This window comes from Brevibacillus sp. BC25, assembly GCF_000282075.1.
Lineage (GTDB): Bacteria > Bacillota > Bacilli > Brevibacillales > Brevibacillaceae > Brevibacillus.
In genome coordinates this window covers 215190-231104 of record NZ_AKIX01000028.1, presented here as the reverse complement: position 1 = coordinate 231104, position 15915 = coordinate 215190, and the positions used below count along the sequence as shown (strand labels likewise).

The 15915-nt window shown below is 46.1% G+C and carries 19 protein-coding genes; all 19 read left to right on the top strand.

From position 1 onward, the window contains the following. The first annotated feature begins 6 nt into the window (after positions 1-6). The 19 genes from fliF (at position 7) to flhB (ending at position 15906) form a co-directional block, all read left to right on the top strand. Positions 7-1596, top strand: coding sequence for a flagellar basal-body MS-ring/collar protein FliF (fliF, locus tag PMI05_RS07315; RefSeq protein ID WP_007719335.1), 1590 nt, complete (start codon positions 7-9; stop codon positions 1594-1596). Positions 1597-1608: 12 nt separating this feature from the next. Then, on the top strand, positions 1609-2622 hold the full coding sequence (gene fliG / locus PMI05_RS07310) for a flagellar motor switch protein FliG (RefSeq protein ID WP_007719331.1): 1014 nt from the start codon (positions 1609-1611) through the stop codon (positions 2620-2622). Next, on the top strand, positions 2606-3424 hold the full coding sequence (gene fliH / locus PMI05_RS07305; protein WP_007719328.1) for a flagellar assembly protein FliH: 819 nt from the start codon (positions 2606-2608) through the stop codon (positions 3422-3424). Before fliG ends, fliH begins: the two co-directional genes overlap by 17 nt. Further along, positions 3421-4740: a flagellar protein export ATPase FliI gene (gene fliI / locus PMI05_RS07300; RefSeq protein WP_007719319.1), complete on the top strand. Its 1320-nt coding sequence runs from the start codon at positions 3421-3423 to the stop codon at positions 4738-4740. Before fliH ends, fliI begins: the two co-directional genes overlap by 4 nt. A 1-nt stretch (position 4741) precedes the next feature. Next, on the top strand, positions 4742-5188 hold the full coding sequence (gene fliJ, locus PMI05_RS07295) for a flagellar export protein FliJ (RefSeq protein WP_007719315.1): 447 nt from the start codon (positions 4742-4744) through the stop codon (positions 5186-5188). A 12-nt stretch (positions 5189-5200) separates the two neighbouring features. Beyond that, a complete protein-coding gene (locus PMI05_RS07290; protein ID WP_007719312.1) occupies positions 5201-6109 on the top strand; it encodes a MotE family protein in 909 nt (302 codons plus the stop codon). Positions 6110-6172: 63 nt separating this feature from the next. Further along, the gene (locus PMI05_RS07285) at positions 6173-7396 is read left to right on the top strand and encodes a flagellar hook-length control protein FliK (RefSeq protein ID WP_007719309.1); all 1224 of its coding nucleotides are present in this window, start codon (positions 6173-6175) and stop codon (positions 7394-7396) included. Between the two features lie 24 nt (positions 7397-7420). After that, positions 7421-7816, top strand: a complete 396-nt coding sequence (locus PMI05_RS07280; protein ID WP_007719306.1) for a TIGR02530 family flagellar biosynthesis protein — start codon at positions 7421-7423, stop codon at positions 7814-7816. A 101-nt stretch (positions 7817-7917) separates the two neighbouring features. After that, positions 7918-8736, top strand: a complete 819-nt coding sequence (gene flgG, locus PMI05_RS07275) for a flagellar basal body rod protein FlgG (RefSeq protein WP_007719305.1) — start codon at positions 7918-7920, stop codon at positions 8734-8736. Positions 8737-8807: 71 nt separating this feature from the next. Beyond that, on the top strand, positions 8808-9029 hold the full coding sequence (locus tag PMI05_RS07270; RefSeq protein ID WP_007719303.1) for a flagellar FlbD family protein: 222 nt from the start codon (positions 8808-8810) through the stop codon (positions 9027-9029). Positions 9030-9044: 15 nt separating this feature from the next. After that, complete coding sequence (locus PMI05_RS07265; protein ID WP_007719300.1) at positions 9045-9500, top strand: flagellar basal body-associated FliL family protein; 456 nt, start codon at positions 9045-9047, stop codon at positions 9498-9500. Between the two features lie 39 nt (positions 9501-9539). Further along, positions 9540-10535, top strand: coding sequence for a flagellar motor switch protein FliM (gene fliM, locus PMI05_RS07260; protein WP_007719298.1), 996 nt, complete (start codon positions 9540-9542; stop codon positions 10533-10535). Further along, positions 10528-11889, top strand: coding sequence for a flagellar motor switch phosphatase FliY (gene fliY, locus PMI05_RS07255; protein WP_007719296.1), 1362 nt, complete (start codon positions 10528-10530; stop codon positions 11887-11889). The genes fliM and fliY overlap by 8 nt, the downstream gene beginning before the upstream one ends. A 36-nt stretch (positions 11890-11925) precedes the next feature. Further along, a complete protein-coding gene (locus PMI05_RS07250; RefSeq protein ID WP_007719294.1) occupies positions 11926-12288 on the top strand; it encodes a response regulator in 363 nt (120 codons plus the stop codon). Beyond that, on the top strand, positions 12288-12968 hold the full coding sequence (locus tag PMI05_RS07245) for a flagellar biosynthetic protein FliO (RefSeq protein ID WP_007719292.1): 681 nt from the start codon (positions 12288-12290) through the stop codon (positions 12966-12968). The genes PMI05_RS07250 and PMI05_RS07245 overlap by 1 nt, the downstream gene beginning before the upstream one ends. After that, on the top strand, positions 12965-13726 hold the full coding sequence (fliP, locus tag PMI05_RS07240; protein WP_007719291.1) for a flagellar type III secretion system pore protein FliP: 762 nt from the start codon (positions 12965-12967) through the stop codon (positions 13724-13726). Before PMI05_RS07245 ends, fliP begins: the two co-directional genes overlap by 4 nt. A 30-nt stretch (positions 13727-13756) precedes the next feature. Further along, positions 13757-14026 carry a flagellar biosynthesis protein FliQ gene (fliQ, locus tag PMI05_RS07235; protein ID WP_007719290.1) on the top strand — a complete coding sequence of 90 codons (270 nt, stop codon included), beginning with the start codon at positions 13757-13759 and terminating at the stop codon, positions 14024-14026. A gap of 3 nt (positions 14027-14029) precedes the next feature. Further along, positions 14030-14812, top strand: coding sequence for a flagellar biosynthetic protein FliR (fliR, locus tag PMI05_RS07230; protein ID WP_039960378.1), 783 nt, complete (start codon positions 14030-14032; stop codon positions 14810-14812). Beyond that, entirely contained in the window at positions 14809-15906 is a 1098-nt protein-coding gene (flhB, locus tag PMI05_RS07225) for a flagellar biosynthesis protein FlhB (protein WP_007719288.1), read from the top strand. The genes fliR and flhB overlap by 4 nt, the downstream gene beginning before the upstream one ends. Positions 15907-15915: the final 9 nt, after the last annotated feature.

The following is a 15915-nucleotide window of genomic DNA, read 5'->3' as shown; positions in this document are numbered from 1 at the left end:
TGAAACATGAACGAACGTTTAGCAGTATACAAAGACCAGTTTGCGTCAAAATGGAACCAATTTTCCAAGAAACAAAAATGGATGATTATCGGTATTTCGCTCTTCCTCTTGATTTCGCTTGGTCTATACATATACATCGCTTCTCAGCCGGTGTACAAACCACTCTACAACCAAAAATTGAGTGAACAAGAAATCGGGACTATCAAGCAAGAGTTGGAAGGTTCACAAATTCCTTATCGTATCACGGGGAATGGTACAAGTATCGAGGTTCCAGAAAAGATGGCACAAGATGTCATTGTCGATTTGGCTGCACAAGGTATTCCGAGTCAAGCAGGAATTAATGCAGAAATTTTCTCCAGTACCCTTGGAGTTACAGATCGCCAATTTGATGTCATGAAGAAAGAGGCTTTGCAACAAGAGCTGCGCAAGATGCTGGAACGTGTAAAAGGTGTACGCTCCGCACAAGTGATGATTACATTACCGCAGGAAAGCGTTTGGGTGACGGAGACTCCGGATACAGCTACGGCTTCCGTTATCGTCGATGTTGAACCTGGAACAACGCTTGATCAAAAGCAAATTAACTCGCTTTATCTGCTTGTTTCCCGCAGTGTTCCGAAATTGCCGATGGAAGCGATTGCGATTACAGACCAGTATTCCAATCCGCTAGAACGTTCCGAAGGCAATGAAAACGAAGGCACATTGAGTAGCTTTAAGCAACAGGAAACAATCAAAGCAGATGTTGAAAAGAAAATTCAGCAAAACTTGTACAATTTGTTGGGTACAATCATGGGACGCGATAAAGTCATCGTCCATACGTTCCTCAAAATGAACTTTGACAAAGAAAATCGCGTAGAGAACATAGTCGAGGCACCTGACAAAGAGAATAACGAAGGACTTATCATTTCTTCTCAAAAATTATCAAAAGCCTTCTCTGGACAAGGTCAACCTCCAGGGGGAATTGCAGGAACAAATAACAATGCAGTTCCGAACTACCCGGGAGCTACCCCACAAGGAAGTAACAGTCAATACGAAGAGTTGAATGATACGATTAACCGTGAAGTAAATCGCATCACACGAAATGTTACATCAAGCCCGTACAAGATCGAAGACATCACAATCAACGTTGGGGTAGAACCGCCAGATGGTAGCACGTTGGATGCTGCTACGCTCGAAAGCATCAAGCAAGTGTTACGCAATGTTGTTCGTGTCACATTAAGTGATCAGGCTTCTGATTTAACGGATGCTGAGTTGGACAAGCATATTTCTGTACTCCCTCGTCAGTTCTCAGGAAAAGCTGAGATGGAGGATTCCAGTGCACTAAGTCCTGCTGTTCTTTGGACAGTTGGTGGTATTGCAGTCTTGGCACTTGCTGCTGTTGCCTTCCTCGTTTATCGCAGACGCAGTCAAGCGAAGCAACAACAAGAAGAAGAGGAATTGCCAGACTTGCTGACACCGTTAAACGCGGCCGAAATACCAGATTTGATTTACCAAGAAGATGGAGACCAGGTAGTGGTCAGAAAGCAACTTGAAAAATTGGCGCGAAGCAAACCAGATGAGTTTGTTGTTCTGCTTCGTACTTGGTTAGCAGAAGATTAAGGAGTGAATGGTATGGCTCGCGGCGCTAAAGAGTTGTCAGGACGACAAAAGGCAGCTATCCTCCTCATCTCACTCGGGCCGGAAGTTTCTGCCCAGGTGTTCAAGCATTTGCGTGAGGATGAGATCGAGCAACTGACATTAGAAATCGCTAATGTGCGAAAAGTGGACACAGATGAAAAAGATAAAATTTTATCTGAATTTCACCAGATAGCAGTTGCCAAGGAGGTAATTGCACAAGGCGGGATTACGTACGCCAAAGAAATTTTGCAAAAAGCTTTGGGTGAGACCAAAGCGATGGATATTATCAATCGCTTGACGGCAAACCTTCAAGTTCGACCGTTTGACTTTGCTAGAAAGGCTGACCCAGGCCAAATCCTTAACTTTATCCAAAATGAGCATCCGCAGACGATAGCTTTGGTGCTTTCTTATCTGGAAGCTCAACAAGCAGCCATGATCCTGTCCGCTCTTCCGCAAGAACGTCAAGCTGAGGTCGCGAAACGTATTGCGACTATGGACAGTACTTCACCGGAAGTAATCGCCCAAGTTGAACAGGTATTGGAGCAAAAGCTCTCTGCCACTGTTACCCAAGATTACACCCAAGCAGGCGGAATCGAAGCGATCGTGGCTGTACTCAACGGTGTCGATCGTGGAACCGAACGCACGATTCTGGATTCCCTCGAAATTCAAGATCCAGAGCTGGCAGAAGAAATCAAGAAGCGTATGTTCGTCTTCGAAGATATTGCTACACTCGACAACCGTTCGATTCAGCGCGTTATCCGCGATGTGGAAAATGCCGATCTGCAACTTTCTCTCAAAGTATCCAGCGAAGAAGTTCGGGAAGTTATTTTCCGGAACATGTCCAAAAGGATGGCGGATACCTTCAAAGAAGAAATGGAGTTTATGGGCCCAGTTCGCCTTCGCGACGTAGAAGAGGCACAATCTCGTATCGTTGCAATTATCCGTCGCTTAGAGGAGGCTGGTGAGATCATCATCGCCCGCGGTGGAGGAGATGATATCATTGTCTAGGATCATCAAAAGCGCCAATTATCGGCCTTCTGAGGAATCTTTTCTCCTTTCGGTGACGCCTGTACCACTTAAGACGGAAGAAGTTGCCGAAAGGTTGCAAGAAAATCAAGAAATTTTAAATCAAGCTGAGATCGAAGCGAAAACGATCATCTCAGATGCAGAAGAGACCGCGCAAAACATCCTACAGCAAGCAGCGGAGCAAGCAGAGCAATTAAGACAAGAGACTCTTGCTCAGATGGAAGAATGGTGGGAACAAAAGCGTCAGGAAGCTGCGCAACTGTTTCAACAAGTACAAGAGCAGGCTATGACGGAAGGGCAAGAGGCAGGTTTCGAAGCGGGTAAACGTGAGGCGTACGAGGAGCAAACAGCTACACTCAGCCAAGCAAAAACCATTCTGGAACAGGCGTTTGCCGAAAAAAAACAGATTATAGCTGAGGCGGAGCCTTTTCTAGTGGAACTCAGCATGGAAATCGCAAAAAAAATCATTGGACAGGAATTGCAACACCATCCCGAGCAAGTCCTGGAAATGACGAAAAAGGCACTCCGCCGCTCCCGTGTTCATGGCGAGATTACGGTGTGCGTCAACCATAAGTACTTTGATTATGTGCTCGAACATCGTGCTGGTTTTCTGGAATTGTTAGAAGGACAAGCAGAGCTCTCCATTTACCCTGACTATACAGTACAAGATGGTGGATGTGTCATCCGTACTGCTTTGGGAAGTGTCGATGCCCGCATTGATACACAAATGGAGGAGATTAAGCAGGCGCTGCTTACGATTGCCAGAGGAAGTGAGGCTCCATGAGCATCCTAGATCTCTCGAAGTACAAGCACATGCTGCATGGATTAGATCCGATGCGCGTGAATGGCAAAGTAACACAAGTTGTTGGGCTCACCATTGAGTCGCAAGGGCCAGAAGTGAGATTAGGGGAGATATGCCATCTATATCCGGCTAACACAAAGGAACCGATCATCGCAGAAGTAGTTGGCTTTCGCGAAAACAAAGTGCTGTTAATGCCATTAGGCGAATTGACCGAAATTGGTCCAGGTTGTGATGTGGTCGCGACAGGACGTTCGCTAGATGTAAAAGTTGGACCTGAAATATTGGGTTCGATCCTCGATGGACTGGGCCGACCCTATCAAGGTTCACTGCCATTTGGGCTGACGTCTTATCCTACGAACAATATGCCGCCAAATCCGATCCTTCGACCACGCATTCAAGAACCATTGAGTGTAGGTGTGAGAGCGATAGATGGTCTGCTTACCATTGGGAAAGGTCAGCGGGTCGGCATCTTCGCTGGATCAGGGGTAGGAAAAAGTACATTGATGGGAATGATCGCCCGAAATACTACGGCAGATATCAATGTTATTGGTCTTATTGGAGAACGCGGTCGTGAAGTCATGGAGTTTATCGAGCGTGATCTTGGGGAAGAAGGACTAAAGCGATCTGTTGTTGTCGTAGCTACCTCCGATCAACCTGCCATGATTCGAATCAAGGGAGCAATGATTGCGACTTCCATAGCGGAATATTTCCGCGATCGTGGAATGAATGTCATGCTCATGATGGATTCCGTCACGCGTTTTGCAATGGCACAACGTGAAGTGGGCTTGGCAATCGGAGAACCGCCGGCTACACGTGGTTATACGCCATCAGTGTTTGCGATGCTGCCAAAGCTGATGGAGCGCGCAGGAACAGCGGATAAGGGAAGTATTACGGCCTTTTATACCGTATTGGTTGATTCTGACGACATGAACGATCCGATTGCAGATGCGGCGCGGGGGATTTTGGACGGTCACATCGTTCTTGACCGAAAAATCGCTCACAAAGGACACTTTCCTGCGATTGATGTGATGGCGAGTGTGAGTCGTGTCATGAATGAAATCGTCGATAGTAACCATTTGGATGCTGCTCGTCAGCTGAAAAAGCATTTGGCTACGTTTCGTGAAGCGGAGGACCTCATAAATATTGGGGCGTACAAGCCTGGGAGCAATCGGGAAATCGATGCAGCCATTCGCTATCGTGATATCATTTCTGGTTTTACGGCACAAGGAACGCATGAGCCATCTACTTTACAGGGCACTATCCAAGCGTTGACAGCTCATTTCGGAGGAGTGAACTAACGTGCGTGTGTTTCAGTTTCATCTCCAAAAGGTTCTTGATTTAAAGGAAAAAGAAAAAGAACAAGCGGAGTGGGCTTTCGGAAAGTCGATCCAGCGTAAAAACGAAGAAGAGTGGAAGCTTTCTCAACTAACCGAGCATCATGATGAGATGACGGTGAAGCTCCAGGAAGTACAGATGCAGACATGCAGTGCTGCACAGCTCATTACCATTACGCAATATCAGCAATCTGTTGCAAGATCGATTCAGAATCAGCAGCGTACTTTGCACGGTTGTGTACAGGATGTGGAACGCTGTCAGTCACGATTGACGGAACGTATGAAAGAGTCCCAACTATGGCAACGCCTTCGGGAAAAGTCGCTCCACCAATTTCTGGACGACCAGAAGCAAAGAGAGCAAAAAGAGTTGGATGAGATCGGTACGCAACTCTATCTTCGCCGAAGCTACTGAGGGAGGTTCCAAATGGAAGAAATCCAAGAAGAACGGGAATACGGCAGGTGGGAATGGTTCTTTTATATGATTGTCATTCCTGCACTGTTTGCCAGCCTCCTTGGCGGTGTGCTCCTGAGCTTGCTCGGAGTAAATGTGTTAGGGAATGTTCTCCACTGGGCTAATTCCATACCGTACGTGGAAAAATTAGTTCCAGACGAATATGCGGCAACTCCCAACTCAGAAGAACAACCTGACATGGACAAACAAGTGGCAACCCTACAGCAAGATCATGCAAAAAATCAGCAGCAGATTTCCACTTTAAAAGAAGAGTCAGCAAAGAAAGACGCCACCATTGTGGCGCTGGAAAAACAATTGGATGACATAAACAAGGCAATGGAAGACAAGCGTGCGACTGATGAAGAGCGTCAGAAGCAGTTTGCAGGTTTGGCTAAAGTGTATACAACCATGTCACCGAAAAATGCGGCGGCCATCATTGAAAACCTAAAACTGCAAGAGTCAGTTGCCGTCATGACAAAAATGAAGCCTGCACAACAGGCAGAAATTTTGGCCAAGATGGAACCGAAGAAAGCTGCCGATATTTCGATCTTGTTAAAAGATTCAGTAGTGAACAAAGATGATGACATTGCGGCTCTACAACAACGTGTTGATGTTCTGACAAAGGCGTTGAGCGATACGCGTGATGGGTCTGTATCGAAAGAGGACCTAATGAAGACATTTACTCAATTGCCACCTGCGGATGCTGCTGCTATCATTCGTTCACTCATGGATACTAACAGGGGTCAAGCCATTGCCTTAATGAAAGATTTGCCTGCGGATAAACGGGCACAAACTCTCTCAGCGATAGCCAATGACGACAAGAAACAGAAAGAACCAGATAATCTGGCGGCTCGCGTTACAGAAGAGTTGCTTCGAAAATAGAATGAGCAATCATCTGTTTTCGTTCCTATAAGCAACAAATAACAAAAGGAGGAGGTGAACGAGATGAATGTGGCCAATTTGACCCCTGCCGTAGGATCAGCAGGATCTGTTACAGCGACACCTGTAGCAAATGCGGGAGGAACTGGGTTAGGTCAAATGTTTTCCATGCAATTGATGCAGGTGTTGGATCAGGTGGGGAACGCAGAAGAGACTATGGTGGCGCCAGAGGGTTTAAGTGAAGAGGAAATGCTAGCATTAGCTGAGCTCATGGCATTATTTGCCCAACTGCTTGGCTCTGGTCAAACTACGCAAGACGAATTACCGCCTGACGCCCAAGAAAAATTTGCAACTGCAATTGAACAACTCTTGGGTAAAGCCCAAGGAAATGCTGGTCAAGTGAGTGAGGATTTGAAGCAGATTCTAGCTAACCTAAAAAAAGGGGAAGCAACCCAAAACGAACTAGACAAGCTGGCAGCTCTTCTCGAATCCCTGAAGAATCAAAAAGGAAATGCTGAGGAGTCAAAACGAAGTGGACTGAACTTGCGATCCGATGTGATGGCGAACGTGAACACAACTCAACAGGACACGTTTAAGACGATTTCTCCACTGCGGTTGAATCAAGGTCTCTCGGCTTACAAGGCAGAGGCAGGGATCCAGTCCCAAACAGTACAGTCTACCCTTCAAAGCGGACTTTTGAATCAAGAGGGCAATGCAGAAGAGGGCATGTTGAATGGAAATGGTCAAACGCAGATTATTGCTTCATCTAATACACAGACACAATCTGTACAGTCCTTTCAGCAACAGTCGGTTCCAACACATCATGTGAACGCCAATCAACTGACACAGCAAGTCACACAGCTTTTCGTGTCCAAGATGCAGTTGACGCAACACAATGGCGTCCATGAGGCAAGGCTGATTCTGAATCCGCAATCTTTGGGCCAAGTAGATGTAACAATTACTTCCCAAAATGGAGTGATTACAGCACAGTTCCATGCTGAAACACAGGCTGGAAAGGAAATGCTGGACAATCAGCTTCCGCAGCTTCGAGCTGCTTTGACCCAACAAGGCTTGCAGGTTGATCGCTTGGAGGTAAACCAGCAGCAGGATACAGCTTTTAACTTCCAACAGCAGCGTGAACAAGCACGACAGCAACAAGAGAATCGACAACAGCAAGATAATGACGAGCAAGAATTTGCTCTCGATGCCCTAGTAGACAGCAATGAATCAACAGAAGTGCTATGGAATCGATTGCGGGACACGGCTCGCGGCATTGACGACATCGTCTAGGATTGGATATAAGGAGGAAGCACCATGAACCATTTTCGTGTGGGGCAACCCTATTTTCCTCCGAAAACGAATCACGTCGCAAAAGCTACTACCCAAACTGCTCCGGGAAACAACAAGTTATTTCAGCAGTATTTGACGGAATCGATTGGCGCTGCAACCAAGGCGGAGCCACTTAGCTTTAGCCAGCATGCCGTCAATCGCTTGCAGGAGCGGGGCATTACGCTAGAAAGACAGCAGATGGAGCGTTTGGAATCCGCTGTGCAAAAAGCAGCCGCCAAAGGCGCCAGAGAGTCTCTCGTTATGATGGATAATGTGGCCTACGTCGTGAGCATCGTAAATCGGAAAATTATTACCGCCGTAGACGATGGCAGCATGAAGGACAACGTATTTACTAACATTGACAGTGCCATTTTCGTATAGGTGGCTGTTTACTGGGCTGGACCTCCTTTTGAGGAAGCCCATTCGGCTACCGACTGACAGAGGTAGCCGCTGTAAATGAGAAGGTAAAGGAGGAAGTTAGTATGCTTCGATCTATGTATTCAGGTATTTCAGGCTTGCGTGGTTTTCAAACAAAGTTGGACGTTATTGGTAATAATATCGCGAACGTAAACACCGTTGGTTTCAAAAAGGGCCGCGTGATGTTCCAAGATATTTTGAGCCAAAATGTTCAAGGGGCTGGGGCTCCTACAGCTGGTGGGAAGGGCGGAACCAACCCAACTCAAATTGGACTAGGAGCTTCAATCGCATCCATTGATACCGTCTTCTCTGCTGGTAGTCCGATGACAACCAACCTGCCAACAGACCTTTCTATCGAGGGCGATGGATTCTTTATGGTAAGCCCGGATGAAGGAGCCACCATTTATTATACGCGTGCAGGCAACTTCACACGTGATGCAGAGGGATACCTGGTGAACTCCCAAGGGATGAAGCTCATGAACTCTGATCCTGGTGTAATTCAGATCAATCAAGATGATGGGATTGTTTCTTACTCCATCGGGAAAGACGGAGTTATCACAACAGTGGATGAAACAGGTGCCCTAGACTCTGCGAATACCATTGGGGTAATGACCTTCAATAACCCAGGTGGTTTGAAGAAAATTGGGAACAATCTTTACGAAAACACAGTAAACGCTGGAGCGAATGGTGGTGACCCGTTGACACCAGTGACGCCAGCAGATGCAAAAGTAAGCATCATTGCAGGACAACTGGAAATGTCCAACGTTGACCTTTCTGAAGAATTTACAGAAATGATCGTGGCACAACGCGGTTTCCAAGCAAACTCTCGGATCATCACGACATCTGACACAGTACTAGAAGAACTGGTGAACCTGAAACGATAATTTCGTTTAACGGAAATAGCTGGGGAAGTGTTCTAAGCCTTCCCCCAGCTTGATCCGGAAAGGAGCAGCCAATGATTAAGTTAACACGATTTAACGGCTCTACTTTTTATCTGAACATCACTCACATTGAAACTGTTGAAGCAACTCCGGATAGCGTAATCACGCTATTCAACGACAGAAAGTACATCGTGAAGGATTCGGTGGAATCCATCGCTGAACGTGTTCAGGCTTTTTATCATAATGTTCCTCCGGCAACATCTGTACCGAAAATGCCGGTTGATTCAAATGAATAGCGGGAGGCATTAGCGATGTTTCAAAATCGATTGTTTAACATGGCTCTAATCATTATCATCGCGATATCGCTACTGGGAGTGATCTCGTTTGTTCTCTGGCAAACATATCTCTCTCCGGCTGCGCAAACAGCCACGACGGAAGAACAAGAAGTGAAGCCGCTCACGGCAGAGGAAATGAAAGAGTTCTCCGTTGACACTGGCGAAATTACTACGAACTTGCTAACGAATAATTACATGATTGTACGCTTTAGCATTACGGCGGACAGTGCTGATGCCAAAACAGAGTTGGAGCAGCGTTTGCCGCAAGTCAATCAGGTGATTATTAAAACATTGGCGGGGTTGACACCAGAAGACATAAAAGGAACTGAAGGTGTGAACAAGCTGGAAGCAAAAATCATGAATGAAATCAGCTCCCTGATGCAAGAAGGTAAGATTGTTCAAGTAGTGACAACCAAACGCGTCTTGTCATAGGAAGCGATTATGGTATACATAGCAAGGAGGTGACGACATATGGCCGAGGTTCTCTCACAGAGTGAGATTGATGCGCTGTTGGCCGCCCTATCTTCGGGCGAAATGGATGCCAACGAGCTGAAAAAGGAAGAAACTGAGCGTAAAGTCAAAGTATATGATTTCAAACGCGCCCTGCGGTTCTCAAAAGATCAGATCCGTGGTTTAACACGAATCCATGAAAACTACGCGAGGCTGTTGACTACGTATTTTTCAGCTCAGCTCCGTACCTTCGTGCAAATTACGGTTGCCTCCGTCGATCAATTGCCGTATGACGAATTTATACGTTCTATTCCCAAGATGACCATCTTGAACATCTTTGAAGCTCCTCCACTGGAAGGACGAATGGTTTTGGAAGTCAATCCAAACATCGCCTATACCATGCTGGATCGACTTCTGGGAGGACAGGGGGCGATTCCGGAAAAGATGGGCGCCCTTACGGAAATTGAAACAACGGTGATGGAACGCGTATTCGGCAAAGCGCTGGATACTTTCCACGAGGCATGGAAGCAAATCATTGAGCTCGATCCATATCAAGAAGGTTTGGAGATGAATCCACAGTTCATGCAGATCGTCTCACCTAACGAGATTGTCGTGGTAATCTCCTTTAGTACCAAAATTGGCGATACAACAGGAATGATCAATCTCTGTTTGCCTCACGTGGTACTGGAGCCAATCATGACAAAGCTGTCTGGACAATATTGGTTCTCCAAACAAAAGAAAACGCGGGATGAAGAAGAGCGCCTGCGTGTAGAAGAGCGAGTAAAAGTTGCAAAATTGCCGATTGTTGCTGAAATGGGAACAGCTACGATTACAGTAGGAGATTTCCTACAGCTACAAAGAGGCGATGTCATTCAATTAGATCAATCGATCGACAACAAGCTGAAAATTAAAGTGGGCGACCACTTAAAGTTCTTGGGTCAACCAGGAACACATAAAGGAAGAGTCGCCGTACAGATTGATGAAGTCATAGAGGAGGGGGAGGAACAAAATGAGTAGAGATATGCTTTCTCAAGACGAGATTGACGCGCTGTTACGTGCGAACAACTTGGTTGAGGACGAAGAGGAAGCTGTGTCGGCAGTGACCCAGGATGTTGCTGAATTTCTGTCCCCGTTTGAACAGGATGCACTCGGAGAAATTGGTAATATCTCCTTTGGGAGCGCGGCTACTGCGTTATCTACTTTGTTAAGTCAAAAAGTAGATATTACAACCCCTACTGTTTCCGTAGTCAATGTCGATGAATTGGAAAGCGAATTTCCGATTCCGCACGTGGCCGTCCACGTGGAATATACAGATGGTTTCAAAGGAATTAACCTGCTAGTCATTCGCATGGAAGATGCTGCAGTTATCGCGGATCTGATGATGGGCGGAGACGGCAGACCAGCGAACACTGAAATGTCTGAGCTTCATATCAGCGCGGTTCAGGAAGCGATGAATCAGATGATGGGTTCCGCTGCTACGTCCATGTCGACGATTTTCAACCAGTTCATTAATATTACGCCACCAGGCATTGATGTAATGGATCTGGCGCAAGGCAAGGGTGGAGACAGTTTCTCTGATGATGACAGTCCTCTGGTGAAAGTATCTTTCCGCTTAAAGGTAGGAGAGCAAGGCGAACTTATCGATTCAAATATTATGCAGCTTCTTCCGCTGTCCTTTGCGAAAAAGATGATTGATAGACTGGTTGGAGGTACAGGGGATGAAGCAGCAGCGGCAGCCCTCATAGATGAGATAGAGATGCCTTCTCTGCCTGCTATGAGTCTGTCGGCTCCTTCTATCCAACCGAGTGCGCAAGAGCAACCACAGAGCCACGTACCGCCTGTAGTGCCGCCACAACAGCAACAGCCGATGTATCAGCAACCGCCTGGTTACGCACAGCCGATGGGTTACCCAGGACAGCCGCCGATGTATCCTGACGCGTATGGACAACCAATGATGCCACCTGGCTACGCTCCATACCCAGGAATGTATCAGCAGCCTCCAATGGCTCCGCCAACACCACAGCATTTCGGAAGTCCTGCAGCTAGTCAGGCGAATGTAGTATCAGCACAATTTGCTCCGCTTGGAGGTGCTCCTATGTATACAGGAGACATACAGAACTTAAACTTGCTTCACGATATTCCATTGCAAGTAACAGTTGAGTTAGGTCGTACGAAAAAGCTTATTAGAGAAATTCTTGACTTGTCCGCTGGATCGATTATACAGTTGGACAAGCTGGCAGGTGAGCATGTAGACATATTGGTGAACAACAAATTAATTGCCAAGGGCGAGGTTGTCGTCATTGATGAGAACTTTGGGGTTCGTGTTACAGACATCATCAGTCAGATAGATCGTGTTCAAAAATTACAATAATACAATTAAGAGGGAAGTATTAGGGAGGAGCTATTCATGTCTAACAAAGTTTTAATCGTAGACGATGCAGCATTCATGCGTATGATGATCAAGGAAATTCTTTCGAAAAACGGGTACAGCGTCGTGGGGGAAGCAAGTGACGGTGCACAAGCAGTTGAAAAGTACAAAGAATTGGGACCTGATCTCGTAACCATGGATATTACCATGCCAGAGATGGATGGAATTTCTGCATTGAAAGAAATTAAAAAGTTGGATCCTAACGCGCGTGTGATCATGTGCTCCGCGATGGGACAACAAGCGATGGTAATCGATGCGATCCAAGCGGGCGCAAAAGACTTCATCGTAAAACCATTCCAAGCGGATCGCGTTCTGGAAGCGATCAAAAAGACAATGAGCTAATGATGATGATCCGGAATGCAGGGGCAAGACTCCTTTTAGCTTTCAGTCTGATCCTGTTGCTTTTCGTCTCCTCCCTGCCGAGTACCGTTTTTGCGGAAGGTTCAGTAGCGGATGCGTACAACCAGGGAAAAGTGCCAACTAGCAATGCGTCCGCCGGCAGTGAACAGCCGGCGGCCATTCCGGGCAGCGGAACAGGAAGTATGATCGGGTATCTAGTTCAAGTCATCTTTTCACTTGGCTTTATTGCAGTACTGATCTTTTTATTGCTCCGTTTTCTTGGTCGACGTCAAGGGGCTCAAAGTCATGGACCGATTAAAGTGATTAGCGCTACTGCGCTAGGCAATGGCAAAACACTTCAGGTTGTTATGATCGGCGAGTCATTGTACATCGTGGGAGTTGGAGAAAACGTTCAATTGCTTCGTAGGATCGAACCGGGCGAAGAGGTAGATTTGATCTTGGCTGACGCAGAGATCAAACCGATGAAAAGCCCATTCTCGCTAGAATGGCTCCCATTCGGTAAGAAAAAGCAGGCAGAAGAAGAAATCTTGTTTTCTTCTGATATGGAGGGCAAAAGCTTTCAAGATCTGTTGCAGGGTCAATGGAACGACTTGAAAAATCGTCCAAACCAAACAGAACATTGGAAGAAAGAGCAAGCTCAGGACAGAGGGGACCAAAAATGAAATATTTTTTGCAGGTGCTGATGCTTGTCGGAGTGTTGCTATCCGTACCTGATATGGTCATGGCGGCGCCAGCGGGTACACCGCTTGTTCCGAGTATTGATTTGAAGATAGGCGGCGGAACAGGAACACCGCAGGAGACATCGACGGCCATTCAGCTGTTACTGATTTTGACAGTACTATCTGTAGCTCCAGCGATTTTGCTTTTAATGACCAGTTTTGCGCGAATTATCATTGTCTTGTCTTTTGTTCGAAATGCGTTGGCAACTCAACAAATGCCACCGAACCAGGTATTGATTGCCCTTGCGTTGTTTATGACATTTTTCATTATGGCTCCGACACTCGGACAAGTAAACGAAACAGCCGTGCAGCCGTTTATGCAAGGAAAGCTAACGCAACAGCAGGCATTGGACGCAGCGGTCATCCCCTTTAAGGAATTTATGGCAAAGCAGACGCGTGAAAAAGATTTAGCACTTTTTCTGGAATACACAAAAGCCGAACGACCAAAATCGATCCAAGATATTCCGTTGAATGCGCTGGTACCTGCCTTTGCCATTAGTGAATTGAAGACGGCTTTTCAGATCGGCTTTATGATATTTATTCCTTTTCTCGTAATTGATATGATCATCTCCAGTATTTTGATGGGGATGGGGATGATGATGTTACCACCGGTTATGATTTCATTGCCGTTTAAGATTTTATTGTTCATCATGGTGGACGGTTGGTATCTCATTGTGAAATCACTTTTGACCAGTTTTTAGCGACATTCCGAATGCCTCAGGGGGTAGAGCATGACACAAGAATTACTTATGCAGATTGCCCAAAGCTCTGTTTACACCATCCTGCTGATTTCGGCACCCGCACTTGGGGTCGCCTTACTGGTCGGTTTGATGGTCAGTGTCTTTCAGGCAACGACACAAATTCAGGAGCAGACACTCGCTTTCATTCCAAAGATCGTGGCCGTATTTGTCGTGATCTTGGCTGCTGGTCCATGGATGCTTCGGGTACTGCTTGATTTTACGATGGGGATCTTCGGTAACCTTCATCGTTTTGTTGGGTAGCATATGAATCTTTTTCTGATGTATCTGCCCGTATTCTTGCTTGTTTTTGTCCGAATGAGTGCCTTTTTTGTAACGGCTCCGTTCTTTTCTATTCGTGGTGTACCGAATCAGTTTAAAATCGGTCTCGCGTTTATCCTTGCCGTCATCAGTTTTCAATCCTTGCCGGTACAAGGCGAGATTCCGATGGATTTGACATTTATTCTGTATGTCATGAAGGAAGCTCTTGTTGGTGTCATTCTTGGTTACATATGTGAAATAATGTTTATCGCCATTCAGGTTGCCGGTGGACTAATGGACATGCAGATGGGTCTTGCAATGGCAAACGTGATTGACCCTAAGACAGGTGCATATATCCCGGTGACAGGTAACTTCAAAAACATTCTCGCTGTCCTGTACTTTTTCAGTATTGACGGGCATCACATGCTGATACGAGGTGTGATAAGCAGTTACCAGGTTATACCGGTGGACATCATGTGGGCGGCTTTCGGAAGTGAAAACGTCATGATGACAGCAATAAAAACATTTCAAACGATGTTTATGAGTGCGTTTATGATTGCGGCACCTATCGTCGTTGCCTTGTTTCTGGTTGATCTCTCTCTTGGTATTATCGCCAAATCTGTCCCGCAGTTTAATATCTTTGTGGTGGGTTTGCCCATTAAACTGCTTGCCGGCTTTTTACTGCTTATCGTGGTGATGCCTGCGTTCTTGTTGACCCTGAACGGATTGTTTGGGAACATGTTCCGGGCACTTGCAGAAATGATGAAATCGCTCGGAGGATCACCATGAATCAATTGAGGCTTTCTTATCAAGTAGATCTTCAATTTTTTAATGGGGAAAAGACAGAAAAAGCTACGCCCAAGAAAAAGCAAGACGCACGAAAAAAAGGGCAAGTCGCGAAAAGTCAGGATCTTTCCCCAGCCCTATCTTTGACAGCATTTTTCTTTCTGTTAATGATGCTTGGCTCTACCATGCTAGGCATATTTCAAGATTTGATGCGAGAGTCATTGATTACATACACCACGTGGCAAATAAATGAAGAAAATTTGAAAGTCATCGTGATGCAGCTCGCATTTGAAGCAATAAAAATTGTAGGACCTATCCTAGGCTTGAGTTTTCTTGTCGCATTTGCGGTGAACTACATGCAGGTAGGCTGGCTAATTAGTACAGAACCCCTTCAAATGAAACTGGAAAAGATCGATCCGATTAAAGGGGCAAAACGAATTTTTTCTTTACGCTCGCTCGTAGAGCTACTGAAATCTTTATTAAAAATAAGCGCAGGCATATATGTCGCGTATGTCATTTTGTGGAATGCAAAGGAACAAGTTGTACAGCTTTCCTTATTGTCTATCGGAGCAGTTCTATCGTTCACTGCCGAAGAGGTGACAAAGCTGGGAATCTATCTCGGGTTATTACTTTTCATTCTCTCGATTCTGGACTACGCCTATCAGCGTTATGAGCATGAAAAGAATCTGCGGATGTCCAAGCAGGATCTCAAGGACGAGCATAAGCAAGCGGAAGGTGATCCGCTCATTAAAGGGAAGATTCGTGAACGGCAAAGAAGTATGGCCATTCGCCGTATGATGCAGGAACTTCCCAAAGCGGATGTCATTATTACGAACCCGACTCACTTTGCCGTTGCCGTTCGCTATGACGCAAGTGCGATGAGTGCACCGACGGTAATCGCCAAAGGGCAAGATTATCTAGCATTAAAAATAAGGGAAGTAGCGAAAAAGCATCGTATCGTTACCATGGAAAACAAGCCCTTGGCCCGGGCTCTCTATAGTCAAGTTGATGTTGGGCAACAAATTCCCGAAGAGATGTTTAAAGCGGTCGCGGAAGTTCTCGCGTACGTCTACAAGCTGCAAGGGAAAGTGAAATAAATGGAAGGA

What these genes read in the sequence shown, in the direction of transcription:
- fliQ (WP_007719290.1), top strand. Translation starts at nt 13,757, where the DNA reads ATGACACAAGAATTACTTATGCAGATTGCCCAAAGCTCTGTTTACACC.
- fliM (WP_007719298.1), top strand. Translation starts at nt 9,540, where the DNA reads ATGGCCGAGGTTCTCTCACAGAGTGAGATTGATGCGCTGTTGGCCGCC.
- fliP (WP_007719291.1), top strand. Translation starts at nt 12,965, where the DNA reads ATGAAATATTTTTTGCAGGTGCTGATGCTTGTCGGAGTGTTGCTATCC.
- flhB (WP_007719288.1), top strand. Translation starts at nt 14,809, where the DNA reads ATGAATCAATTGAGGCTTTCTTATCAAGTAGATCTTCAATTTTTTAAT.
- fliF (WP_007719335.1), top strand. Translation starts at nt 7, where the DNA reads ATGAACGAACGTTTAGCAGTATACAAAGACCAGTTTGCGTCAAAATGG.
- flgG (WP_007719305.1), top strand. Translation starts at nt 7,918, where the DNA reads ATGCTTCGATCTATGTATTCAGGTATTTCAGGCTTGCGTGGTTTTCAA.
- PMI05_RS07245 (WP_007719292.1), top strand. Translation starts at nt 12,288, where the DNA reads ATGATGATGATCCGGAATGCAGGGGCAAGACTCCTTTTAGCTTTCAGT.
- fliG (WP_007719331.1), top strand. Translation starts at nt 1,609, where the DNA reads ATGGCTCGCGGCGCTAAAGAGTTGTCAGGACGACAAAAGGCAGCTATC.
- fliY (WP_007719296.1), top strand. Translation starts at nt 10,528, where the DNA reads ATGAGTAGAGATATGCTTTCTCAAGACGAGATTGACGCGCTGTTACGT.
- PMI05_RS07265 (WP_007719300.1), top strand. Translation starts at nt 9,045, where the DNA reads ATGTTTCAAAATCGATTGTTTAACATGGCTCTAATCATTATCATCGCG.
- PMI05_RS07290 (WP_007719312.1), top strand. Translation starts at nt 5,201, where the DNA reads ATGGAAGAAATCCAAGAAGAACGGGAATACGGCAGGTGGGAATGGTTC.
- fliI (WP_007719319.1), top strand. Translation starts at nt 3,421, where the DNA reads ATGAGCATCCTAGATCTCTCGAAGTACAAGCACATGCTGCATGGATTA.
- PMI05_RS07285 (WP_007719309.1), top strand. Translation starts at nt 6,173, where the DNA reads ATGAATGTGGCCAATTTGACCCCTGCCGTAGGATCAGCAGGATCTGTT.
- PMI05_RS07250 (WP_007719294.1), top strand. Translation starts at nt 11,926, where the DNA reads ATGTCTAACAAAGTTTTAATCGTAGACGATGCAGCATTCATGCGTATG.
- fliH (WP_007719328.1), top strand. Translation starts at nt 2,606, where the DNA reads ATGATATCATTGTCTAGGATCATCAAAAGCGCCAATTATCGGCCTTCT.
- PMI05_RS07280 (WP_007719306.1), top strand. Translation starts at nt 7,421, where the DNA reads ATGAACCATTTTCGTGTGGGGCAACCCTATTTTCCTCCGAAAACGAAT.
- PMI05_RS07270 (WP_007719303.1), top strand. Translation starts at nt 8,808, where the DNA reads ATGATTAAGTTAACACGATTTAACGGCTCTACTTTTTATCTGAACATC.
- fliR (WP_039960378.1), top strand. Translation starts at nt 14,030, where the DNA reads ATGAATCTTTTTCTGATGTATCTGCCCGTATTCTTGCTTGTTTTTGTC.